Annotated in this window: 15 protein-coding genes and 4 pseudogenes; 9 read left to right on the forward strand and 10 right to left on the reverse strand. The window is 68.7% G+C overall.

Annotated features, from left to right (window positions below; genetic code table 11):
• Window positions 1–23: 23 nt before the first annotated feature.
• The gene (locus ACFVWW_RS04460; RefSeq protein WP_386875867.1) at window positions 24–590 is read left to right on the forward strand and encodes a TetR family transcriptional regulator; all 567 of its coding nucleotides are present in this window, start codon (window positions 24–26) and stop codon (window positions 588–590) included.
• A gap of 474 nt (window positions 591–1,064) precedes the next feature.
• Here ACFVWW_RS04460 and ACFVWW_RS04465 read toward each other — a convergent pair whose 3' ends face one another.
• The 6 genes and pseudogenes from ACFVWW_RS04465 to ACFVWW_RS04490 all read right to left on the reverse strand — a co-directional run bounded on the left by ACFVWW_RS04465 (window position 1,065) and on the right by ACFVWW_RS04490 (window position 7,404).
• Window positions 1,065–2,642, reverse strand: coding sequence for a helix-turn-helix domain-containing protein (locus ACFVWW_RS04465; RefSeq protein WP_386875869.1), 1,578 nt, complete (start codon window positions 2,640–2,642; stop codon window positions 1,065–1,067).
• Between the two features lie 841 nt (window positions 2,643–3,483).
• Window positions 3,484–4,560: a protein kinase family protein gene (locus ACFVWW_RS04470; RefSeq protein WP_386875871.1), complete on the reverse strand. Its 1,077-nt coding sequence runs from the start codon at window positions 4,558–4,560 to the stop codon at window positions 3,484–3,486.
• A gap of 172 nt (window positions 4,561–4,732) precedes the next feature.
• Window positions 4,733–5,527: an SDR family NAD(P)-dependent oxidoreductase gene (locus ACFVWW_RS04475; RefSeq protein ID WP_386875872.1), complete on the reverse strand. Its 795-nt coding sequence runs from the start codon at window positions 5,525–5,527 to the stop codon at window positions 4,733–4,735.
• Window positions 5,528–5,829: 302 nt separating this feature from the next.
• Window positions 5,830–6,456: pseudogene (locus ACFVWW_RS04480) on the reverse strand (IS5 family transposase); the annotation flags it as partial.
• A gap of 4 nt (window positions 6,457–6,460) precedes the next feature.
• Entirely contained in the window at window positions 6,461–6,658 is a 198-nt protein-coding gene (locus ACFVWW_RS04485; RefSeq protein ID WP_386875874.1) for a hypothetical protein, read from the reverse strand.
• 206 nt (window positions 6,659–6,864) lie between these two features.
• A complete protein-coding gene (locus ACFVWW_RS04490) occupies window positions 6,865–7,404 on the reverse strand; it encodes a hypothetical protein (protein WP_386875876.1) in 540 nt (179 codons plus the stop codon).
• A 297-nt stretch (window positions 7,405–7,701) separates the two neighbouring features.
• Between ACFVWW_RS04490 and ACFVWW_RS04495 the strand changes: the two genes are divergently transcribed.
• Window positions 7,702–8,091 carry a hypothetical protein gene (locus tag ACFVWW_RS04495; RefSeq protein ID WP_386875878.1) on the forward strand — a complete coding sequence of 130 codons (390 nt, stop codon included), beginning with the start codon at window positions 7,702–7,704 and terminating at the stop codon, window positions 8,089–8,091.
• A 275-nt stretch (window positions 8,092–8,366) separates the two neighbouring features.
• Here the strand turns inward: ACFVWW_RS04495 and ACFVWW_RS04500 are convergent.
• Both ACFVWW_RS04500 and ACFVWW_RS04505 read right to left on the reverse strand, forming a co-directional pair.
• A pseudogene (locus ACFVWW_RS04500) lies at window positions 8,367–8,567 on the reverse strand (transcriptional regulator); the annotation flags it as partial.
• Window positions 8,513–8,830: a helix-turn-helix domain-containing protein gene (locus ACFVWW_RS04505; protein ID WP_386875880.1), complete on the reverse strand. Its 318-nt coding sequence runs from the start codon at window positions 8,828–8,830 to the stop codon at window positions 8,513–8,515. The gene ACFVWW_RS04505 and the pseudogene ACFVWW_RS04500, both read right to left, overlap by 55 nt.
• On the opposite strand from ACFVWW_RS04505, the pseudogene ACFVWW_RS04510 reads away from it, so the two are divergent.
• The 3 genes and pseudogenes from ACFVWW_RS04510 to ACFVWW_RS04520 form a co-directional block, all read left to right on the forward strand.
• Window positions 8,778–8,903, forward strand: a pseudogene (locus ACFVWW_RS04510) (AAA family ATPase); the annotation flags it as partial. The gene ACFVWW_RS04505 and the pseudogene ACFVWW_RS04510 overlap by 53 nt on opposite strands.
• Window positions 8,904–9,488: 585 nt before the next feature.
• The gene (gene ltrA, locus ACFVWW_RS04515; RefSeq protein ID WP_384189813.1) at window positions 9,489–11,009 is read left to right on the forward strand and encodes a group II intron reverse transcriptase/maturase; all 1,521 of its coding nucleotides are present in this window, start codon (window positions 9,489–9,491) and stop codon (window positions 11,007–11,009) included.
• A gap of 115 nt (window positions 11,010–11,124) precedes the next feature.
• Window positions 11,125–11,279 (forward strand): annotated as a pseudogene (locus ACFVWW_RS04520) (AAA family ATPase); the annotation flags it as partial.
• Here the strand turns inward: ACFVWW_RS04520 and ACFVWW_RS04525 are convergent.
• A complete protein-coding gene (locus ACFVWW_RS04525) occupies window positions 11,267–11,695 on the reverse strand; it encodes a hypothetical protein (RefSeq protein WP_386875882.1) in 429 nt (142 codons plus the stop codon). The pseudogene ACFVWW_RS04520 and the gene ACFVWW_RS04525 overlap by 13 nt on opposite strands.
• Window positions 11,696–12,118: 423 nt before the next feature.
• Between ACFVWW_RS04525 and ACFVWW_RS04530 the strand changes: the two genes are divergently transcribed.
• From ACFVWW_RS04530 to ACFVWW_RS04545, 4 genes are all read left to right on the forward strand, one after another.
• Complete coding sequence (locus ACFVWW_RS04530) at window positions 12,119–13,585, forward strand: phenylacetate--CoA ligase family protein (RefSeq protein WP_386875883.1); 1,467 nt, start codon at window positions 12,119–12,121, stop codon at window positions 13,583–13,585.
• Complete coding sequence (locus tag ACFVWW_RS04535; RefSeq protein ID WP_384192660.1) at window positions 13,582–14,628, forward strand: hypothetical protein; 1,047 nt, start codon at window positions 13,582–13,584, stop codon at window positions 14,626–14,628. The genes ACFVWW_RS04530 and ACFVWW_RS04535 overlap by 4 nt, the downstream gene beginning before the upstream one ends.
• Before the next feature lie 306 nt (window positions 14,629–14,934).
• Window positions 14,935–15,846, forward strand: coding sequence for a hypothetical protein (locus ACFVWW_RS04540; RefSeq protein ID WP_384192657.1), 912 nt, complete (start codon window positions 14,935–14,937; stop codon window positions 15,844–15,846).
• Window positions 15,843–16,604: a hypothetical protein gene (locus ACFVWW_RS04545; RefSeq protein WP_386875885.1), complete on the forward strand. Its 762-nt coding sequence runs from the start codon at window positions 15,843–15,845 to the stop codon at window positions 16,602–16,604. The genes ACFVWW_RS04540 and ACFVWW_RS04545 overlap by 4 nt, the downstream gene beginning before the upstream one ends.
• 63 nt (window positions 16,605–16,667) lie before the next feature.
• Here ACFVWW_RS04545 and ACFVWW_RS04550 read toward each other — a convergent pair whose 3' ends face one another.
• Window positions 16,668–17,687: a DUF4331 family protein gene (locus tag ACFVWW_RS04550; RefSeq protein ID WP_384192651.1), complete on the reverse strand. Its 1,020-nt coding sequence runs from the start codon at window positions 17,685–17,687 to the stop codon at window positions 16,668–16,670.
• Between the last annotated feature and the right edge of the window lie 237 nt (window positions 17,688–17,924).

The raw sequence follows: 17,924 nt of genomic DNA on the forward strand, positions 1-17,924 counted from the left end.
CTGTCATCACGTAAGATCTGCGCATGGGTAGGTGGGAACCAAACGCGCGCGAGCGCCTGGCGAAAGCAGCGCTGGAGCTCTACAGCGAGCGCGGGTTCGAGCAGACCACCGTGGCGGAGATCGCCAAACGGGCCGGGCTCACGGAGCGGACCTTCTTCCGGCACTACGCCGACAAGCGCGAGGTGCTGTTCGCCGGCTCCGGCGAGCTGCAGGAGCTGTTTGTGCGGGCGGTCGCCGACGCTCTGGAGTCCGCGGCGCCGATCGACGCGCTGGCGGTGGGCCTGGACGCGGTCTCCGAGATGTTCGCCGACCGCCGCGACTACGCGCGTACGCGACAGGCTGTGATCATGGCGAACGCGGAGCTCCAGGAGCGCGAGCTGATCAAGCTCGCCTCGATGTCGGCCGCGCTCGCCGACACCCTGCGCCGACGCGGCGTTACGGAGCCGGCCGCGAGCCTGACCGCCGAGGCGGGGGTCGCCGTCTTCAAAGTCGGCTTCGAGCGCTGGATCGTGGCGACCGAGGAACGCGAGATGTCGCGGTTGATGCGGGAATCACTGGACGAGCTCAAGGCCGTGACTGCGGGCGGCTAGGTGTACGCCAAGGCCCACGCCGGGGACGATCGCGCGGTATGCACGGCGGTGTTCGACGCGATGGCGACGGCGAGTGGGACCTCGCGCCCGGCCGCCGTCGTACGGCGGACGCCCGGGAACGGAGAAGCCGTGTGGCTGATGACGCGGTTGGACGCCCGGTGATGGGGGCTGTCGACGACGGCTCCGGTGCCGTGATCACACCAGCCACCGCAACAGCGTCCGGGACGGCGAAGGCGGGCAGCGCGCGGACGCGAGCCCGAACGGGAACGGACTCACCGTAAACCGGTTGAGGTCCGGAACACCGTGGACCGGCTGCGGTCCGGCACGCCGGGGGCCGGCGCGCGGTGGTGCGCCGTGGCGCGTGGTGGTGTTCACGCCCTACCCCCCAATCAGGGCGTGAACACGGTCCCGACTCTAGGTTCCGTGCGGCGGACCGGCGAGAGTCAGACTGCACAGCCGGACCGGCCGGCGGTTTCAGAAGTTCCTGTCAGGCCTTCCGCCGTCGAGGGCCTCGAGGACCTCAACGGCCAGCCACAGGTCATGACGCGCGTTCGGAACCCGTAACAGCGACCGGCGCAGGACCTGTTCGAGCCGCGTTATTCGCTTACGGGCTCCCGTCACCGACACACCGAGGGCCTGTGCCGTCGTACTCAGCCGGGTGTCGTTCCGCAGCCACGTGCGCAGCGTCGTCTCCAGCGCGGGCGCGTCCTCATGTACGGGCCGCAACTGCGTCAGCGCCCATTGCCGTACGGCCGGCAGGCGCAGCAGCGCCTCGAAGGCATCCTCGGCCGGAGCCGGCAGCGCCAGCCCCGCCATGCCCACCGGCCCATGGTCCGTCCCGCGCGGCAACGCTGCGATCCGCAGCGCCAGATCGAGTTTCGCCTGGTCACCCACCAGCTCCAGGTCCAGCCCGAGGAGCTCCTCGACGCGACGGAGGCGCGAGGCCAGGGTGTTGCGGTGGATCTTCAGATACCGGGTCGCGGCCGACGAGAAGGCCAGCCACGACCGGACCGTGTCGGTCAGCGTGCGGCTGTCGGGGTCGGTGCCCCGGGCGGGAACGTACCCGCTCAGCGGCCCCAGCAGGTGGTCGGCCCAGGCGCGGCCCTGGCGGCCCGCCACGACGGGCAGCCCCAGCGCGGCGTCGAACCGCGCCCACCGCTCGGCGCGGCCACGGGCCACCGCGAGAGCGTGGAAGGCCTGTTCGTAGCCGACGGCCGTATCACGCAGCGCCAGCGCGTCGCCGGCCCCCACGACACAGCCCTCGATCTCGGCGGCGAGCGCGGCCTCCAGCGGCCGGGCGTCGGCGGGGACGGGGGTCGCCGACGCGACCACGAGCACATGGTCGGAGTAGACGGGACACCGTACGATCCACGCCCGGCCGCCGGTGAGTTCGGCGCAGATACGGATCGTCTCGGCGCGCCGGTCGACGCCGCACTCGACGACATGGAACCGGGCCGGATCGTAGAGGCGCGGCGCGAGGACGCCCGCGATCTGGTGCGCCGTCGTGAGATTCCCGGACATCAGCAGATGCAGCACGGCCTCCCGTCCGCGCGCGTCGGCGACCTCCACGCGCCGCCGGGTCCGTTCGGTCTCCTTCGCCGACCAGCTGACCCCGAGCAGCGGCCCCGCGTCGGCCGGGGCGGCCGTCCCGAGGGGGTCCGGTCCGACGACCGCGAGGACCAGTCCGGACGGGACGGAACCGGACTGGACTGGTCCGGACTGGCCGGCTCCGGACTGGTCCCCGGGTATGTCGACGGCCAGCAGCGCGCCCGAGCGGCCCGGGGACTCGCCCACCACGAACGTACGCAGCCCCCGCTCTCGCATCACGCGCAGCCCGTCGGCGACGAGCGCCATCACATCGGAGTCGTACCGCCGGGAAGACGCCTCCTGTACGCCGCCGGCCAGGTCCACCAGCCCGACCCAGCACCCCGTCCGGCGTGCCAGCCACCGCAGCAGCGCCTGTACGCCGTCCGCCTTGCCGGCCAGCCGGTACATGGTCAGGATGTCGGCCGCGCGCCGGGAGTCCGGGGACGGCACCGCTCGCACATCCACGCCGTACCTCTTCGCCTCGCCGGTGAGTGTGTCGGGTCCTGGCAACCCGCCACGGAAGGACACCCATTGTCCCCGCCACGGCGGGACCTCTGCCCCGCCCCGGAGCCCGGTCCAACGCAGCGTCGCCCGCCTGCTCGCGACTGATCCGTCGCGCCGCTTGAAGTGCCGGGGCTTCGCGACCGTTGCTGCCTTCCGTGATGCGTTCAGTGGTCAGCTGACATAATTTCTGCGGTCCCGCGATCGGACCTCACGGAGGCTTTGATGCAGACCGCTTCGTTGCCGTACATCGATGAGCACGCGACCGTCATTGCTGCGGGGGCCGACGACGTCTGGCGCGGTCTGGGTGACACACTGGACCGGTCCTTTTCGCGTCCTGGTATGACCCTCTACGCGAGACTGGTCGGTTCCGTCGACCGCACGGCGTCCGGGCCACGGCCCCTTGCCGAGGGCTCGACGTTTCCCGGGTTTCGGGTAGCCGCCGCGGTCCCGGGACGTGAGTTGGTCCTTGAGGGGCGCCATCATTTCTCGTCCTACGCCCTGATCTTCCGCCTCGAACACATTGGTCCAGGTCAATCCCGGCTGTGTGCCGAAAGCCGAGCTGCCTTTCCCGGCGTGGCGGGCCGCTGCTACCGCGCGCTGGTCATCGGGACGGGCGGACACGTGGTGGGTATGCGGCGCCTGCTCTCAGCAATCCGCCGTCGATCCGGGTAGCACCAGAGCGTGTTACTACAACCGTGACAAGGCCCTCTGCCACCGCGTGGGCAGCAAAGACACCCCCACCCTGGACCGCTGCGTACACCTGCGGGAACATACCTGCTGCCCAGCCAACCCCGGCCCGCCTCTACCCGGCTGAACGGACACCCGGCCTGGCCTGCTCAATGTCGGCGGCCGGATACGGTGTCCGCTTGCTGGCGGTAAGTAGGCGGTGATGGAACCTGTCCAGCACCATGGCAGCCCGGGCATGCCGGTCGATGATCGCGGCGAGCGCGGGCGCGACCCCCTCGGACCTTTCACCCGCAATCCAGTTGTGCAGGAACGGCTCGTGCTCCACGTTGCCGCGCACGCCGTCGGGTAGATGGTGGCGAAGCAGATGGTTCGCGATGTAACAGCCGTCATAGGCGAGATGGTCGCTCAGGAACTCGGCCTCGTCCTCCGAGAGTTCGAACCCGGAGCTCAGGGCGAGACCGAAGTCCGCGAAGTAGATCAACCGGCCGTCGGTCAAGACGTTGTTGAAGTGGGCATCGAAGTGGACGAGCCCGCGGGAGCTCATGAATGCGGCTCCGCGCGTCAGGGCTTCCTCCACCCACGCGTACGTCGGGCCGACTTCGACTTCCGGAGCGGCCTTCCGTTGGTCGCTCAGCCATACGGAGAGTGTGTGCGGGACGTGTTCCAGGAAGATCACAAGACTGGAGGAGGACCGGCCGATGGCCTCCAGCCGCTCGCGTACGGCTGACGAACCCTCCCAGTGCGCGACCGCCCCCTCGATACCCCCGAACTCGTCGGCGAATCCCTGGGGGTGGGAGTCCGGGAGAACTCGCCAGTGGTACATCAGCGGGAAACCCTCGTACTCGTTCCCGAGGACCCAATTGGTGGTCATCGTGTGCACGGCCAGTTCGCGCCAGGCCCCGAAGCCGGATGAGCCCACCCCGTACTGATAGAACATCGGCAGTCCAAAGAGGTTCGCCGTCGACCGTGCGTTCTCCGGCCGCATCTCGATGTCCGTCAAGGGGACTCGCTTGACAAACACTCGGACCCCACCGACCGTGAGCTCCGCCGACCTGCCCCCGATGCCGGACCCGAGAGGGGTAGCTGCGGCCACGACTTCACCGAGTCGACGGTCGCTCAGCAGCGACAAGTGGGTGGAGACGGATCCGTACGTGGCCAGGCGTGCGGCATACCGCGGGTCAGGGTGGTCCATCAACGGCTCCTCAATGCCGGAACCATCAGCATCAGCGATCTTCAGAGTGTGATCGACCTTATCCGTGGCGGCCGGTCGGCATCCTGAGCACCGATGCGTCACGGCCCGACTGGGCCGTCCACGCCTCCCCACACACTCCCGCCCGGGGGCCCAGGCGGTGCGCGCCCGGCGGTCAGGTGGTCTTGGTCTGGCCGCCGTCGATGAGGAACTCGGCGCCGGTGATGTTGCCCGCCAGGGGGGAAGCGAGGAAGACCACCAGGTCGGCCACCTCCTGGGGTTCGGTGAACCGGCCGGTGGTGATGCCCATGCTCTTCGGGATCACCACGTCGATGGCCTCCTGGGCGGTGGTGCCCGCGGCGGCGGCTGTGGTGTCGGCGAAGCCGCCCGGGGCCGTCCAGAAGGGGGTACGCACCGGGCCGGGGGCGACCGAGTTGACGCGTACGCCCCGTGGCGCGAACTCCTCGGACAGGGACTTGGTGAGGTTGGTGAGCGCGGCCTTGGCGGCGGAGTAGTCGACCACCGTAGTAAAGGGGAGCCGGGCGTTGACGGAGCTGATGTTGACGATGGACCCGCCGCCGTCGGCGAGCAGATGGGGCAGGGCCGCTCGGCTGGCGCGCACGGCGCCGAAGAGGGAGAGGTTGAAGATCCGCTGCCATTCGGCGTCGTCGACGTCAAGGAAGCTGGGGCGCGCCTTTGCGGCCCCCAAGCCATTGACCAGGATGTCCAGCCGGCCATGGACGTCCACGGCGCGTTGCACCAGCGTCGCCGCACCATCGGGGGTGGCCAGGTCGACCAGGACGACGGTCACGTCGTACCGGTCGACCAGTGCCTCCAGTTCCGGGGTGGAAGTGCGGCTGCCGGCCACCACCTTGGCGCCCTCCCGGCCGAGCGTCTCGGCGACGGTCAGACCGATGCCCTTGCTGGCTCCGGTGACCACGGCAACCTTGTCCTCCAGATGGAGGTCCATGGGGCTTCCCTTCTTGATCGATCGGTACAGACTGAGCGTAGGCAGAGGCAGCCCGAGGGGCCTGCCGGAGCACCGCCGAACGAGGCGACTCCTGATTTGCCCGATCACGTACATGCCCGAGCCCTTCCCCGCCGCGTACGTGCTGGGGCGAGTGGGCGCACAGGCCGTGTCTGACAATTGATCATGGCGTTTCGCGGAGCCAGAGGACGAGGGCGGCGAGGAGAATGTCGGCGCGGTAGCGGTCGGTGAGTTTGCCGCATCGGGTGGCGGCGGCACCAGGCCAGGATCGCCCGCGAGGACTACGCCTTGTCCGCGATGACCCGGTCGGGCCGGTTCCGCGGTCGGGCAGGTTCCGCGGTCGGCCCCGACCCTTGCGCGGGACACGGATGGCGTCGAGGACCTGCTCGAAGGCGGTGGAATCGTTGACGCTGCCGACGGTCACGACCATGGACAGCGCAGGCCGCGGCCGTCAGCGGCGAGGTGGACCTTGGTGGTCGGGCCGCCCCGGGACCGTCCGAGGGCCTGGCCCGCCTGCGGGTCTGCCGGATCCGCCAGTTCGCCGAGTTCGTCCCCGGACGGCTCCCCCTTTTTGCGGGCCCCGGCTGCGGGCCGGTAGGCCCGGTTGATCGTGGAGCCCGCTGACACCGTCCGCTCCACCGCGCCGACCGCGTCGTCGCGGACCTGCACGTGCTCCAGCAGCGCGGCCCAGATCCCGTCCGCCTCCCAGCGCGCGAACCGCTCATAGGCGGTCTGCCAGGGCCGTACCACTCGGGCAGGTCTCGCCACGGTGCCCCGGTCCGCAGCCGCCACGGGAACCCGTCGACCACCTGCCGGCGGTCCCGCTACGGCCGGCCCCGCCCGTCCGCCCTCGGCAACAACGGAGCAATCCGCTCCCACGCCGCATCCGTCAACTCACCACGACCCACCACAAGATCAATCGTCGGGGTGCGCGTGGCCGGGATCCCATGAGGGGTCGGCCACGAACAGACTCAACCGATAGGTGGTCGGCTGCATCAGACGGCCGCACAGCGTGTCGATCCGGGCCGTCGCCCAGTCGATCGGCTCCTCTCCGGCACGAAGACGGCGTAGGTGGGCACGCCACTCCGCCTCGTCCTGCGTCTCGATGATCACCTCCCAGCGTCCCGGCGCGCGGACTGCAACCCGCTGCCCCGCAGCCTGCCGCTGCCCCTTCCTCTTTCGCTGTCCTGGCACCGGCCCAGAATCGCTGGTCGGTGCCAGGACAGCAAGGCAGTTGAGCCCAGAGACAGACACCCAATGATCATTTGTCAGACACGACCTAGACGAGTTGTTCCGAAGTGATTAGTGGTCATAGGCGATCAGCGAGCGGGGGATCGGTGCTCTGGTGGTGGTGTTGTGCCAGATCGCGGCGTCCATCGCCAAGATGCGTTGGGCGATGCGTACGGCGACGCCCTCTGGCGCAGGCCCCAGAAGAACCGGGAGTGGGAGGCGCAGTAGCCGTCGCCGGCCCAGTTCGCCGGGTTGGAGCGCTGCACTGTCGGGCGGGACATGCCGCACGGCACCGACGTCGAGTCGGTAATCCAGTGGTTGTCGAACCAGAAGTCGGTGTCCATCGCCAGTTCCCGGATCATCCGCTTGACCAACCCGAGCGCCGAGCGGAGCCGCTTGTTGTAGCCGGCGCGCTGGGGCAGGTACGGAAACATGCCGGACAGGTGCTTGTTCGCGTAGCGCAACCAGCGGGACTCGGAGTTGAAGCCCAGCAGGGCCTGGGCCACAGCCAGGCAAACGAGCTCGGAATCACTCAGCAATGGCGGTCTGCCGATGCTTCGAGTCCCCCCGATCTCGTCGTTGACCTTGACGTAAAGTGCGGTCACGAGGGTGTCCAGATCAGCGGGCACGTGGCCTCCTGGTCAGCGTTGCTCAGCAACGCCGATCCTGGACAGCCTCGCCGCCTTCTCGCAGGCGAACGCAGGGACAAGCGAGAGGCGGGGATGAACGGTCACGCTGGGTACTGGGATCCGCTCCCGGCGGCACGAACTGCTGCCGATACTCCGGTGCCCGAAGCGGTGCCCAACCTGGTTCTGGCGGGGCCGCAACCCGAGACGTACTTGAAGGGCCGTTGGGCGGAGCGGAACTGGCGCAACGTTCCGGGGCCGTTCTACGGAGCCGACACCGACAACTGCTGGACAGGGCGCATGGCTGCACCCCATCACGTGCTCTACGACGATGTGACGGGCCAGGAGTTCGTCTACCGCCAGCCCAAGAACGCTGTCGAGGTTGATCGTCTGCTCTTCGCCGCCTGGAACGATCCCTGCGGCGGATACGGCTGGGACGGAGACCAGCACTGGACTGCCGGCTCCGTCCGGACATGGTGGCACGAACGGGCCTGTCTGCACGAATGGGCCACCAACCTTAAAACCACCTGGTCAGCCCGCACGGATGAGTACTACCAGGAGGCAGCGAAAGGACTGAACGACCTCCTCACCTACCTCGACGGCGAACTCGAAACCGACTTGCGGGTCTACCTCTACTGGCTCGAAGAACGCCGGTCACCAGGCCACACCGAGGCTCTGCCCACGCTCTAACCGCACGGGTATTTGAACCTACTCGTCTAGGGCAGAGCCTCTGCACCGTCAAGAGCCTCGCCGTCCCCGTACGCGTCATGGAACACGCCGTCCGGGACGGGCTGATCACCATCAACTCGGCCCGGGTGACCGGGTCGCAGCGCCAGTACGAAAGCTAGTTCGTCCGGCCCCCAGACGGCCAAGGCGATGCGCACCAGGCGCCGAGCGGTGGGCGCGCTTATGGAAGCGACATGCCGGGAGTGCTGACAGGGACGCAGCGTCCCAGTTTCAGGACGCTAGTCGCTGACCCCCAGAAACTCCGCCAGTGGGCGCAGTCCCGGTGGACGGTTGGGCAGCGTCCAGAGGTCGCGCGCGATTGCCACGGCCAACGTGTGGTGCTGCATCCAGGTCGGCGCCACACGACGCAGTGACTCCAGAGTCTTCACCGCTCCGGCGGCATCCCCGATGTCCGTGTGTGCTCGGGCCACATCGAGCAGCGATGCGAACCGACGACGGGCTGAACACGCTGCCGAGTCTTCCGTCGCTGTTCGAGCTGACGGATCACATCGACGGACACGCCGGAGCGCTCGGCCAGCTCTTCTTCCGTCAGGACGGCCAGACGGCGCAGGCGGCGGAGCGTCCGTCCCAGATCTTCGTCTGCCACGCTGCCACCGTACGTCGCCGCGCTGCTTCCGCAGCTCACACCCACGAAGCTGGTGAACGAGCTGGTCGAGGCCGCCGACGAGAAGCAGCTGAACATGACGATCGTCCGTTACGGCCGCGTCGATCTTCTCTGCATTGACGAGCTCGGCTGTGCGCCACGAGGCGCTGAGGATTCTCGCGGAAGGAGGAGACCGCCGCCGGTCCTCGCAGGGACCGGTTGAAGCTGGAGGCAGGCTGATCCCCGGGTTGGGGGTGAGGCCGGAAGCAGCCTCGACAACGTAGGGACGGACCGGCACCACCAGACGGTTCGTGCCCGCTAGCGAAGACGGAATGGGTGCAAGGAAACTGAACCAGTGGTTGACGTCCCGTGAGTCGTCAGCGGCCTGCCAACTCTGGTGGATGGGCCGCTTTGCGGTGCTGGAGAGATCCCTAGCCGATGGGCTCTCCTCTCTCGTCGTCCTGAACCCATGGGCGCCGGGAGGCCCGGACCAAGACTGCGATCTGCGGTCCGTGGCGATGCCGCCGGGATATAGCTGGGCACCGAAGCCGTCACAGAGATCCTCAGTGAACGTGGGAAGCGATCTGGCATCGCCCTTCCCGTCCGGCGGCCGGCCGGGCGGCGGGCAGGCGCAATGCCCGCTGATGACGCCAGATCGTGGCGGAGTCGCCGTAGTACTCGGAGGCCGGGAGAGCCGGTCACGTGGGGAAGGGCGACAGCGTGATGGCAGCAGGACTGCTGTCGGGGAGGAACGTTGTTGAACAACGACGCGCCGCCGCTTTGGCCGGGCAGTATGACGGCCGCGCGGCGGGTACTCGATCACCAGATCAAGCTGCACCGATGGGCAAGGAACGAACCGGAGCGCCGGTTCGATGATGTATTCAACTTGATCTGCGACCGGGCCACTTTGGTGGTGGCCTGGGAGCGGGTGTCTGGCAACCGGGGTGCCAGGACGGCAGGCGTGGATGCGGTCACCCGCTATCACGTCGAAGAGCGACAGGGAGTGATCCCGTTCCTGGAGGAGCTTCGCTCCTCCCTTAAGGACGGGTCGTTCACCGCGCTGCCGGTCAAGCAGGCGGTGATCCCCAAGAAGAACGGCAAGGTCCGTTACTTGGGCATCCCGACTCTGCGGGACCGCGTCGCGCAGATGGCGCTCAAGCTGGTCCTGGAGCCGATCTTCGAGGTCGATTTCTACCCGTCCAGTTACGGGTATCGGCCTGGGCGTCGGGCTCAGGATGCCATCGCCGAGATCCACCACTTCACCTGCAAGCCGTCGACCTACGAGTGGGTCATCGAGGGCGACATCAAGGCCTGCTTCGACAACGTCGACCATCACGTCCTGATGGACCTGGTGGCCGAGCGCGTCAAGGACCGCAAGGTCCTGCGTCTGGTCAGCGCATTTCTGCGGGCCGGGGTTGTCGAGCGACATGGTGGGTTCGCGGAGACCCTCACCGGGACTCCGCAAGGAGGGATCGTCTCTCCGCTGTTGGCCAACGTCTATCTCTCGGTACTGGACCGGCATTTCTCGCGGATCTGGGACCAGGGGATGACCCCGCCATGGCGTCGGCAGTATCGACGTCGGATGGGGCGGCCGAACTTTCGCCTGGTGCGATACGCCGACGACTTCGTCGTGCTCGTGCACGGCAAGAGGTCCGAGGCCGAAGCGCTCAAGGCTGAGATCGCCGAGCTGCTGGCCAGCAAACTGAAGATGACCCTCTCGGAGGAGAAGACCCACATCACCCATATCGACGACGGCTTCGTCTTTCTGGGCTTCCACATCCAGCGGAGGTCTTGGGGCGACGGCCGTCGCGTCGTGCTCACCATCCCGTCCAAGCAGGCGTTGGCGTCGGTGATGCACAAGATCAAGAAACTAACGGGGCGAAGTACGACGTCGCTCTCGTTGGAGGAGGTGCTGCGGACGGTCAACCCGGTCCTGCGGGGCTGGGCGGCCTACTTCCGCTATGGCGTCTCGAAACGGACATTTGCCTACCTCGGTTGGTATGCGTGGTGGCGAGTGCTCCGCTGGATTCGCTACAAGCGCCCCCACCTGACCTGGAAACAGCTGCGGCGCCGGTACTTCGGTGCGGACCGCATCAGCGAGGGCGGTCTCGTCCTCTACAACCCGGCGAAGATGAAGGTCGAGCGATACCGCTTCCGCGGAGCGCAGATCAGCACGCCATACAACATCGACAAGGTCGATCCGGAGAAGGCTCGCTTTCGCCGGACCAGCCACGACGATGTGGCCTTCGTCGGCCAGGTCAGCGAATACCTCGCTTGACACATCGGATCACGTGGAGAGCCCGTTGCGGGGCCAACTCGCACGGCGGGTTCGGCGGGCGGGGACGGGAAAACCGGCATCGGAAACGGTGCACAGCGTCTCGTCCCCGACCCAACACATGGAGCTCGACCGGAACAGCGCCGAACTTCTCATCCAGGTGCTGACCGAGCGCGAGGAGAAGAACAGCGTCGCCATCGCATCGAGACCGGCACCGGCTCCTACCGCCTGGCTACCACCCGTGCGCGAGCCGAACAGGTTCAAGCCGGCTGACGAGACACGGCCGCAGCGGCCGTCGCCTGCTGCCGATTGAGCTTCTCCACGACGCGGTCGCGGAGAAGCTCGTACTCCTGCCGGAGCCTGCGCCATTCGGTCACGGGCGGGCGGGGAATCACGATGCCTCCGGTGACGATTTCCTCCGGCCCGAACTGCTCGCGGGTGAGGTCGATCTCCATGCCCGTGCCCAGGCGGTTCCACCAGTGGTAGTCCACCCGTTCGCCGTTTACGTGGACCTCTCCCCGGATCAACTCACCTCCCAGCAGGTCATTGAGCACCATGGCGGTCACCCCGCACTGATCCCGGGCCGGGTTGTCCTTGGACCAGCGCGATCGGAACTCAGGCGTGCACGTCTCGGCACTCCAACTGCTGCGAACGGCTCGTTCGATGTCGGTGAGAAGCAACGGTGTCATGCCGGTGATCCTGTCAGCAGGCACTGACAACGGCCGGACACTGAGAGACACGCCAACCGCACACCCTCGAGGCGGTCGCGGGACCGACTCTCACGTGTACTCAGCGGCTCCCGCGATTTCCTGACCAGAACGGAGGGGCGACTGAGCGAACACCGGGAATCCAGTTCGTCGAGAGAAACCGTTGATCAGTCAACTGCCCTACTCTAAGGTCGCGTTAATCGAACGACCGCCCCCGGTCGGGAGTGCACCACCAGGAGCCCAGCCGTCCCCGGGCGGCGCGGAACAAGGGAGATCCATCATGGTCAAGCACTACGTCAAGTACGCGTTCAGCACGCTCACCGCGGCGATGTTCGCCAGCATGGTCTGACGCTCGGCCCCGGCCTGGACCGGGAAAACAACCCGGTCCAGGCATCAGGAGACCCCTTGTTCGGCACCGCCCTCAGTCAGCTCCGCTACGGCATGGCGATCCTGCGCAACCGTCGCATCCGCCCGCAGGACCTGGAACGCATTGCCCGCGACCTGATCGCGACCCTCGCCGAGTTCGGCGAGCCCGGGGCGGACTCGGCTCTGCTCCCCGGTCAGGCAGGGTCCGTCGACCCCGCCGTACGACGGACCGTCACGGAGCGCAGCCTGCGGGCCACCGCACGGGCCGCCGCCCAGCACACGGCCCACTACCGGCGGACCCTCGATGTCCTGGGACTCGACCCGAGCACCCTCACCCCGGAGACCTGGGACCGAATACCGGTCACACCCAAAGAGGCCCTGCGCGGTCTGCCGGCCGCCTTCGTGTCCGCCGCCTCCACTCCCGCGCTGATGGCGCTGACCACAGGGACCAGCGGCACCCCCACCACCGTCTGGTACTCCAGGGCCGAGGTGGAGATCGCGGTTGCCATGAGTACCGTCTCGGCCGTGCTCGGCATGGGCCTGCGGCCCCGCCACACCATGGCGTACGCGGGATGCTCCCGGGCGACCCTGCCGCTGCTCAACGTGGAGGAGTCGGTGACCCGGATCGGTGCCTCGTTCGTCCAGATCGGCACCGTGGACCCGGCCGTGGCGCTGGACCGGCTGGCCACCCCGCTCGGTCTGCGGGGCAAGGCCCCGCAGATCACCCACCTGACGGTCTCCGCGTCCTACCTCTCCGCCCTCGTCGAAGAAGCGGAGAGAAGCGGCTGGCACGCGTCGGACTTCGGCCTGGAATCCATCGGCGTCGGCGGTGAAGTGCTCTCCGACCCGCTGAGGGAGCGGGCCGCAGCCGCCCTGGGCGCCCGGATCTCCACGGCGTACATGATGACCGAGACCCTCCCCTCGGGCGGTACGCCGTGCACCGAGGGACATCTGCACCACACCACCGAGTTCGGGCACATGGAGATACTCGACCCCGTGACACACGAGCCGACGCCGCCGGGCGCCGTCGGCATCATCGTGCAGACGCCGTACGTCCCCTACCGGGACTGCACCCTGCTGCTGCGCTACGCGACCGGCGACCTGGTCGGGCGCCCCGAGGCCGAGCCCACGTGCGAGCTGGCCCATCTGCCCGCGACCTCGCCCATACTCGGCCGCTGGTCGGGTCCGCGGAGCATCGCGGTACCCACCCGGTCGGTGCTGAACCTGCTGGAGTCCGAGCCGGACATCCCGCTGCCGGCGCGCTACGCCCTGGTCGACCGGCCCGGGGGCCCTGTCCTCCATGTCCTGGTCCGCCGACTGCCCGCCGCCGCCCTGCTCGGCAGGCTGGAGGAGCGGGCCACAGCGGCGGGCCTCGCGCTGGACGGCATCGTGCTCCACGACGATCCGGCCACGCTGCCGCCGACCGGCCCGGTCCGCGCCGATCTGCGCGAGCACACCTTCGAGTCGGCCCGCCCCGCCGCCGTACGCATGACGAGCCCGGCATGAGTACCGCCCTCGCCCTCGTGGGCCTCAACTGCGCCGTCGCCGCGATCACGGTGGCAGGTGCCGTCTACTTCGCGCGGGTCCGGATGCCCCGCCCCCCGGTCGGCAAGTACGAACTGCCCGATGTCGCCGTGATGACCGCCGTCGTGGTGGCGGCTCCCCTGGCGTATCTGGCAATGCCCCGGACCGCGGTGGCCGTCGTCTTCGGCCTGGTCCTCTGCGCGGCGCTCCAGTTCACCCTCGCGCCGCTGATCGGCGGGGGGCGGGCCTGGCTGGCCGCGACGGTCTCCGTGGCCACCACCGCCGGATGCGCGTTCGCGGACCTGCCGGTCGCCGTGACGGCTCTGACCGACGTACTGCTCGCCATCGCCGTGGTGGGAGTGGCCAACATGTGGGCGCAGAGCGGGATGCGCTCCGTCCACGCGGCGTGGTTCGCGGGCATGCTCTGCTGCTACGACCTGGTGGCGACCGGACTCACCTCCGTCATGGACCGGTTCGCCGCCCAGGTCATGGGACTGCCGTTCGCCCCACTGCTGGCAGTCACCCAGGGCAGACCACCGGTGGCGCTCGGACTGGGCGACCTGCTGCTCCTGGTGCTCTTCCCGCTGGTGGCGCTCAAGGCCTTCGGGCGGGCAGCGGGTCTTCTCGCGGCCGGGGTCGGACTGGCGGTGTCCGCGAGCGTCAGCCTGCTGTTCGGCCTGGGATTGCTGACGGGGGCGTTCCCGCTCCTGACGGCGCTGGGACCGCTGATCATGCTGCAGCACGTGCTGTGGTCACGGGCCAGGTCGGGCGAGCGGACCACCGCCGAGTGGCGCGCGGGAACACCGCGCGCGGCGGCGGCCGACACCCCCACGGACCCCGACCCCGCGCTGCTCCAGGCGCTCGAACCGACCGGCGTGGATGCGCTGCGGGCGGAGCTGTCCCAGGGCGACTGGCTCGCGGTTGTCGACGGCCGGGCGGTGGGCATCGGGAAGTCGCCTGGTCAGGCACGCAGGGACGCCCGGCTCCGCGGCTGTGAATCGGTGCCTGTGGTACGGCAGAACTGATCCGGGCTCGCGGGCCGGGGCGACGACGGGCAAGACCGGAGGGGTGACGGCGGGGGCTTGGTGGCTTCGCGGCGGTCGTTGTCATTCTTGGAGCCGGTAGCGGCTCACGCCAACTCAGCGGCCCGGGCGCCGACATCGGTTGCCCCGACGTCTTCACCGCGGGCGAGCTGCTCGAAGCGTGCCGGCAGGGCTCCGGGCCCCAGCTCCCGGCGGGCAGCGTCAGGCCCTCCCGGCGGGCAGCTCCAGGCCTTCCGGCGGGCAGCGCCAGGCCCTGCGCGTGCCTGACTGTCGTGCTGTACTGGCCAGATGAAGCGCAAGCACACGCGGGCGTTCGCCGCCCGCGCTGAGCGGCCCGGCAAGGCGGCTTCCGATGCCGTCCCCGCCGATCGGGCCGAAGAGGTGCGCGCCAGGGTGCGGCTCATGATCGAGATCACCGCGCGGGCCGGATCGTACCGGAAAGGCCTGGTCAAAGCCGCCGAACGCCTCAGTCCTGAGGAAGCGGTGATCCTTGACGATCTGGAACGGCACGGACTGCAGGTACCACAGTTGCGAGACGTGCTGCGCGGCGGCCATGTGCTGGTGGACGATCCGCGGCTGTACGAGAAGTGGCGGTTCGCCAAGGGCAGCCATCCGCGGCTGTCCAGCCACCACCGCGACATCGACAAGAAGCTCTACCCCGACATCGGGATGCGCGGACAGGTCGTACGGGAGAAACTGCACGGCCGCACGACACAGGGCACCTGGGTGCAACTGGAGAAGACCCCGGCCGCGTTCGGTGGGCCCAAACTGCCCCGTCCGAGCGACCTTCGGCACCTGTGGGACTACCTGGTGTACAAATTCACCGACAGTAATGTCGGGCCCTGGGGTCTGTCGCGGATGACCGAGCGGCGCCCGCTGTATCTCTCGCCGGTTCTGGCGGTGCCCACGTCCCTGACGCCGCCGATCGCGCGGTCTCTGACTCAGGCGCTGCGCCGGATCGAGGCGAACGACGACGTCACGGCCGTGTCCCAGGAACTCGCGGCCCGGTTCCCGCCACCGGACCGGCCGGATCTGGCCGGCGAGCTGGGCCAGGCGCTGTCCGGCAGGGCCGGCCGGGGCCTGTTCGGCAACTCCGACGTATGGGTGACGCAGACCCCGTCCCGTATCGCCGCCGCGGTTCTCCGTGAGAATCGCGCGGCGCCTGCCGTGGGCGGTTGGCCGGCAGGAGGTTCGTCATGAGCGACGATCAACGCGGCACTCCTTCGGCGTCACCGCCGGGGCCGGGCGAGGCGTCCGTTCCCCCAGGGCTGATCTCGGCCGTGGTGGATCTGGTGAACACCGGGCCGGTGCTGCTCGGCGCGTACACCATCGCCGAACTCACCGCTGTGGACGCGATCGTGGACTTCCTGGAGGCCCGGCCGTCGGACGACGAACTCGCCGAGGCCGTCCGCTCGTTGGCCGCCCGCCAACTGCTCTTGGCGGGCTCCTCGGGCGAGGAGGTCCAAGTACGGGGAGACCTGGGCATCGCTGTGGCGTTGCAGCAGCGGGCCAGGAAGGTGCTCGACGCCCGTACGACCGGAACGGATCCGGGCGAGCCGTGGCGGATCCTGCTGCTCCCCCAGCCCGAGCGGATCTGCCTGATGGTCCGCATCGACGCGCTCGGCGTCCACCAGGTCGGCCTGTACAAGCTCGACGAGGCGCTCCGTACGCTCACCGACTGGCTGCCCCGGGGCCCGTCGGCGGATACCGATGCGTCGATGGACGCCGATGCCGTGCTCACCGGGTCGGAGCGTTCCGCGCTGGTCACCGTCACCCAGTACACCACGCAGGGATCGGCCGAGACGGCAGGCACCAGCACCGACCTGATCCTGGCCCGTAACGAGGGGCGGCTGCACGTCCTTTCCCGGGATCCGCAGCACCGGGACAGGCTGGTGCCGGCCCCGGCGGGTGGCAGGGACGGCGTCCGCGACAGGCTGGTTGACCTCCTGGCCGCGTAAGGACTGCCGGCGCACGGCCAGGTGGGGTTCTCCGTCACGCCGGGCAGCTCCTGCCGGGATCCGTCAGGTAGCGGCTGCCGGGTGTGGGTCGCCGAGGTACGGGAACCGGTCCAGGGTGTCGGTGTGCGGCGTCAGACCGGTCGGCGGCGCCTCGTTCTTGGTGAGGAACGCGATGCGGACCTCGATGACGTCTTCCGTGAACGTACGGCCGTTAGGGTACGCGGCGGGCTTGGACGGGTCGAAGTGCAACACGTCCGGCAGGATGCCGTGCCCATCGAGCGCGGCCATCGCCTCCTCACGCGTGTAGTCGCCGGTGTGGCCCAGCAGGTGGACGAACTGGTCGGTCCACCGGGCCCGGTCGTTGACGGGCTCGCTGGCGTTGTACTCCTCCTTCGTGTCGTCGGTGTTGAAGAAGCTGCTCACCGACGGGTGCCCGGCCCGGTCCGCGTGAACGAGTTCACCGTCGCGCAGGACGCTGCACCGGCCCCAGATGTGCAGCTCGGGCTGGGGCGCCAGCATTGCGGTCGGCAGCTCGATCGCCATGGAGAAGACGTTGGCCGTGCTGTTGGAGTCGACGCCGGTCCACGGGGACTGCCCGCTCAGATGCGGTGCGGTGAAATTCCGGTTGCCGCTGGTGTCGAACAGATTTTTGACACCGTCATAGTCGAAGAAGAAGGCGTCGCTGCGGCTGCCGGCGGCCACCTTGTAGTCGCCGCTCATGACCACGTTGGCCTGGGTGTCGAAGGAGACGGCGGCGTCCGACACGATCTTGGTGCCAACCGCCTCGGGCTTGCGGGACTCCGTACCGGTTGCCATGAAGACGCTGTAGGTCTGTGAGCCGTCGACTGCCGGCGGGCTGAAGACCCAGCTGAAGGCAAGGTCGGTCAGGTAGTCGCCGTCGTTGTCGATGTTCAGGCGGTATACGGCGTCGGGGTGCAGGGCATCTGCGTTGGGATTGGCGTTGAGGATGAGAACGGTCCTGCTCGGATCGCCAGCTGCCGCGAAGGCGTACAGGTCGCACAGATCGAGGCGCTGGTCGCCGAGCGGCGGCCCGAGACTCAGGCCGGTGAAGTGATTGGACATGTCGGGCTTTCCTCTGCTCACTCGCTGGAAGACCGCCAGAGCGCGCGAACGGCCGCTCCGCCGCTCGTGAGGTGCACCCTCACCCGGGCTGTGCGGCCACGCTAGCCCGCCACGGCGGTCCGACCGTCGAGGGCGAAAGCGCCGCTGTCAAATGGCCCTCGAATGGGTCACCGCAGGGGCGACGACTGATGTCTGCGATGTGGAGTCCGGCTGGGTAGATGGTGGCGCGGCCGGCCA

It is taken from the genome of Streptomyces sp. NPDC058198, assembly GCF_042882605.1.
Taxonomy (GTDB): domain Bacteria; phylum Actinomycetota; class Actinomycetes; order Streptomycetales; family Streptomycetaceae; genus Streptomyces.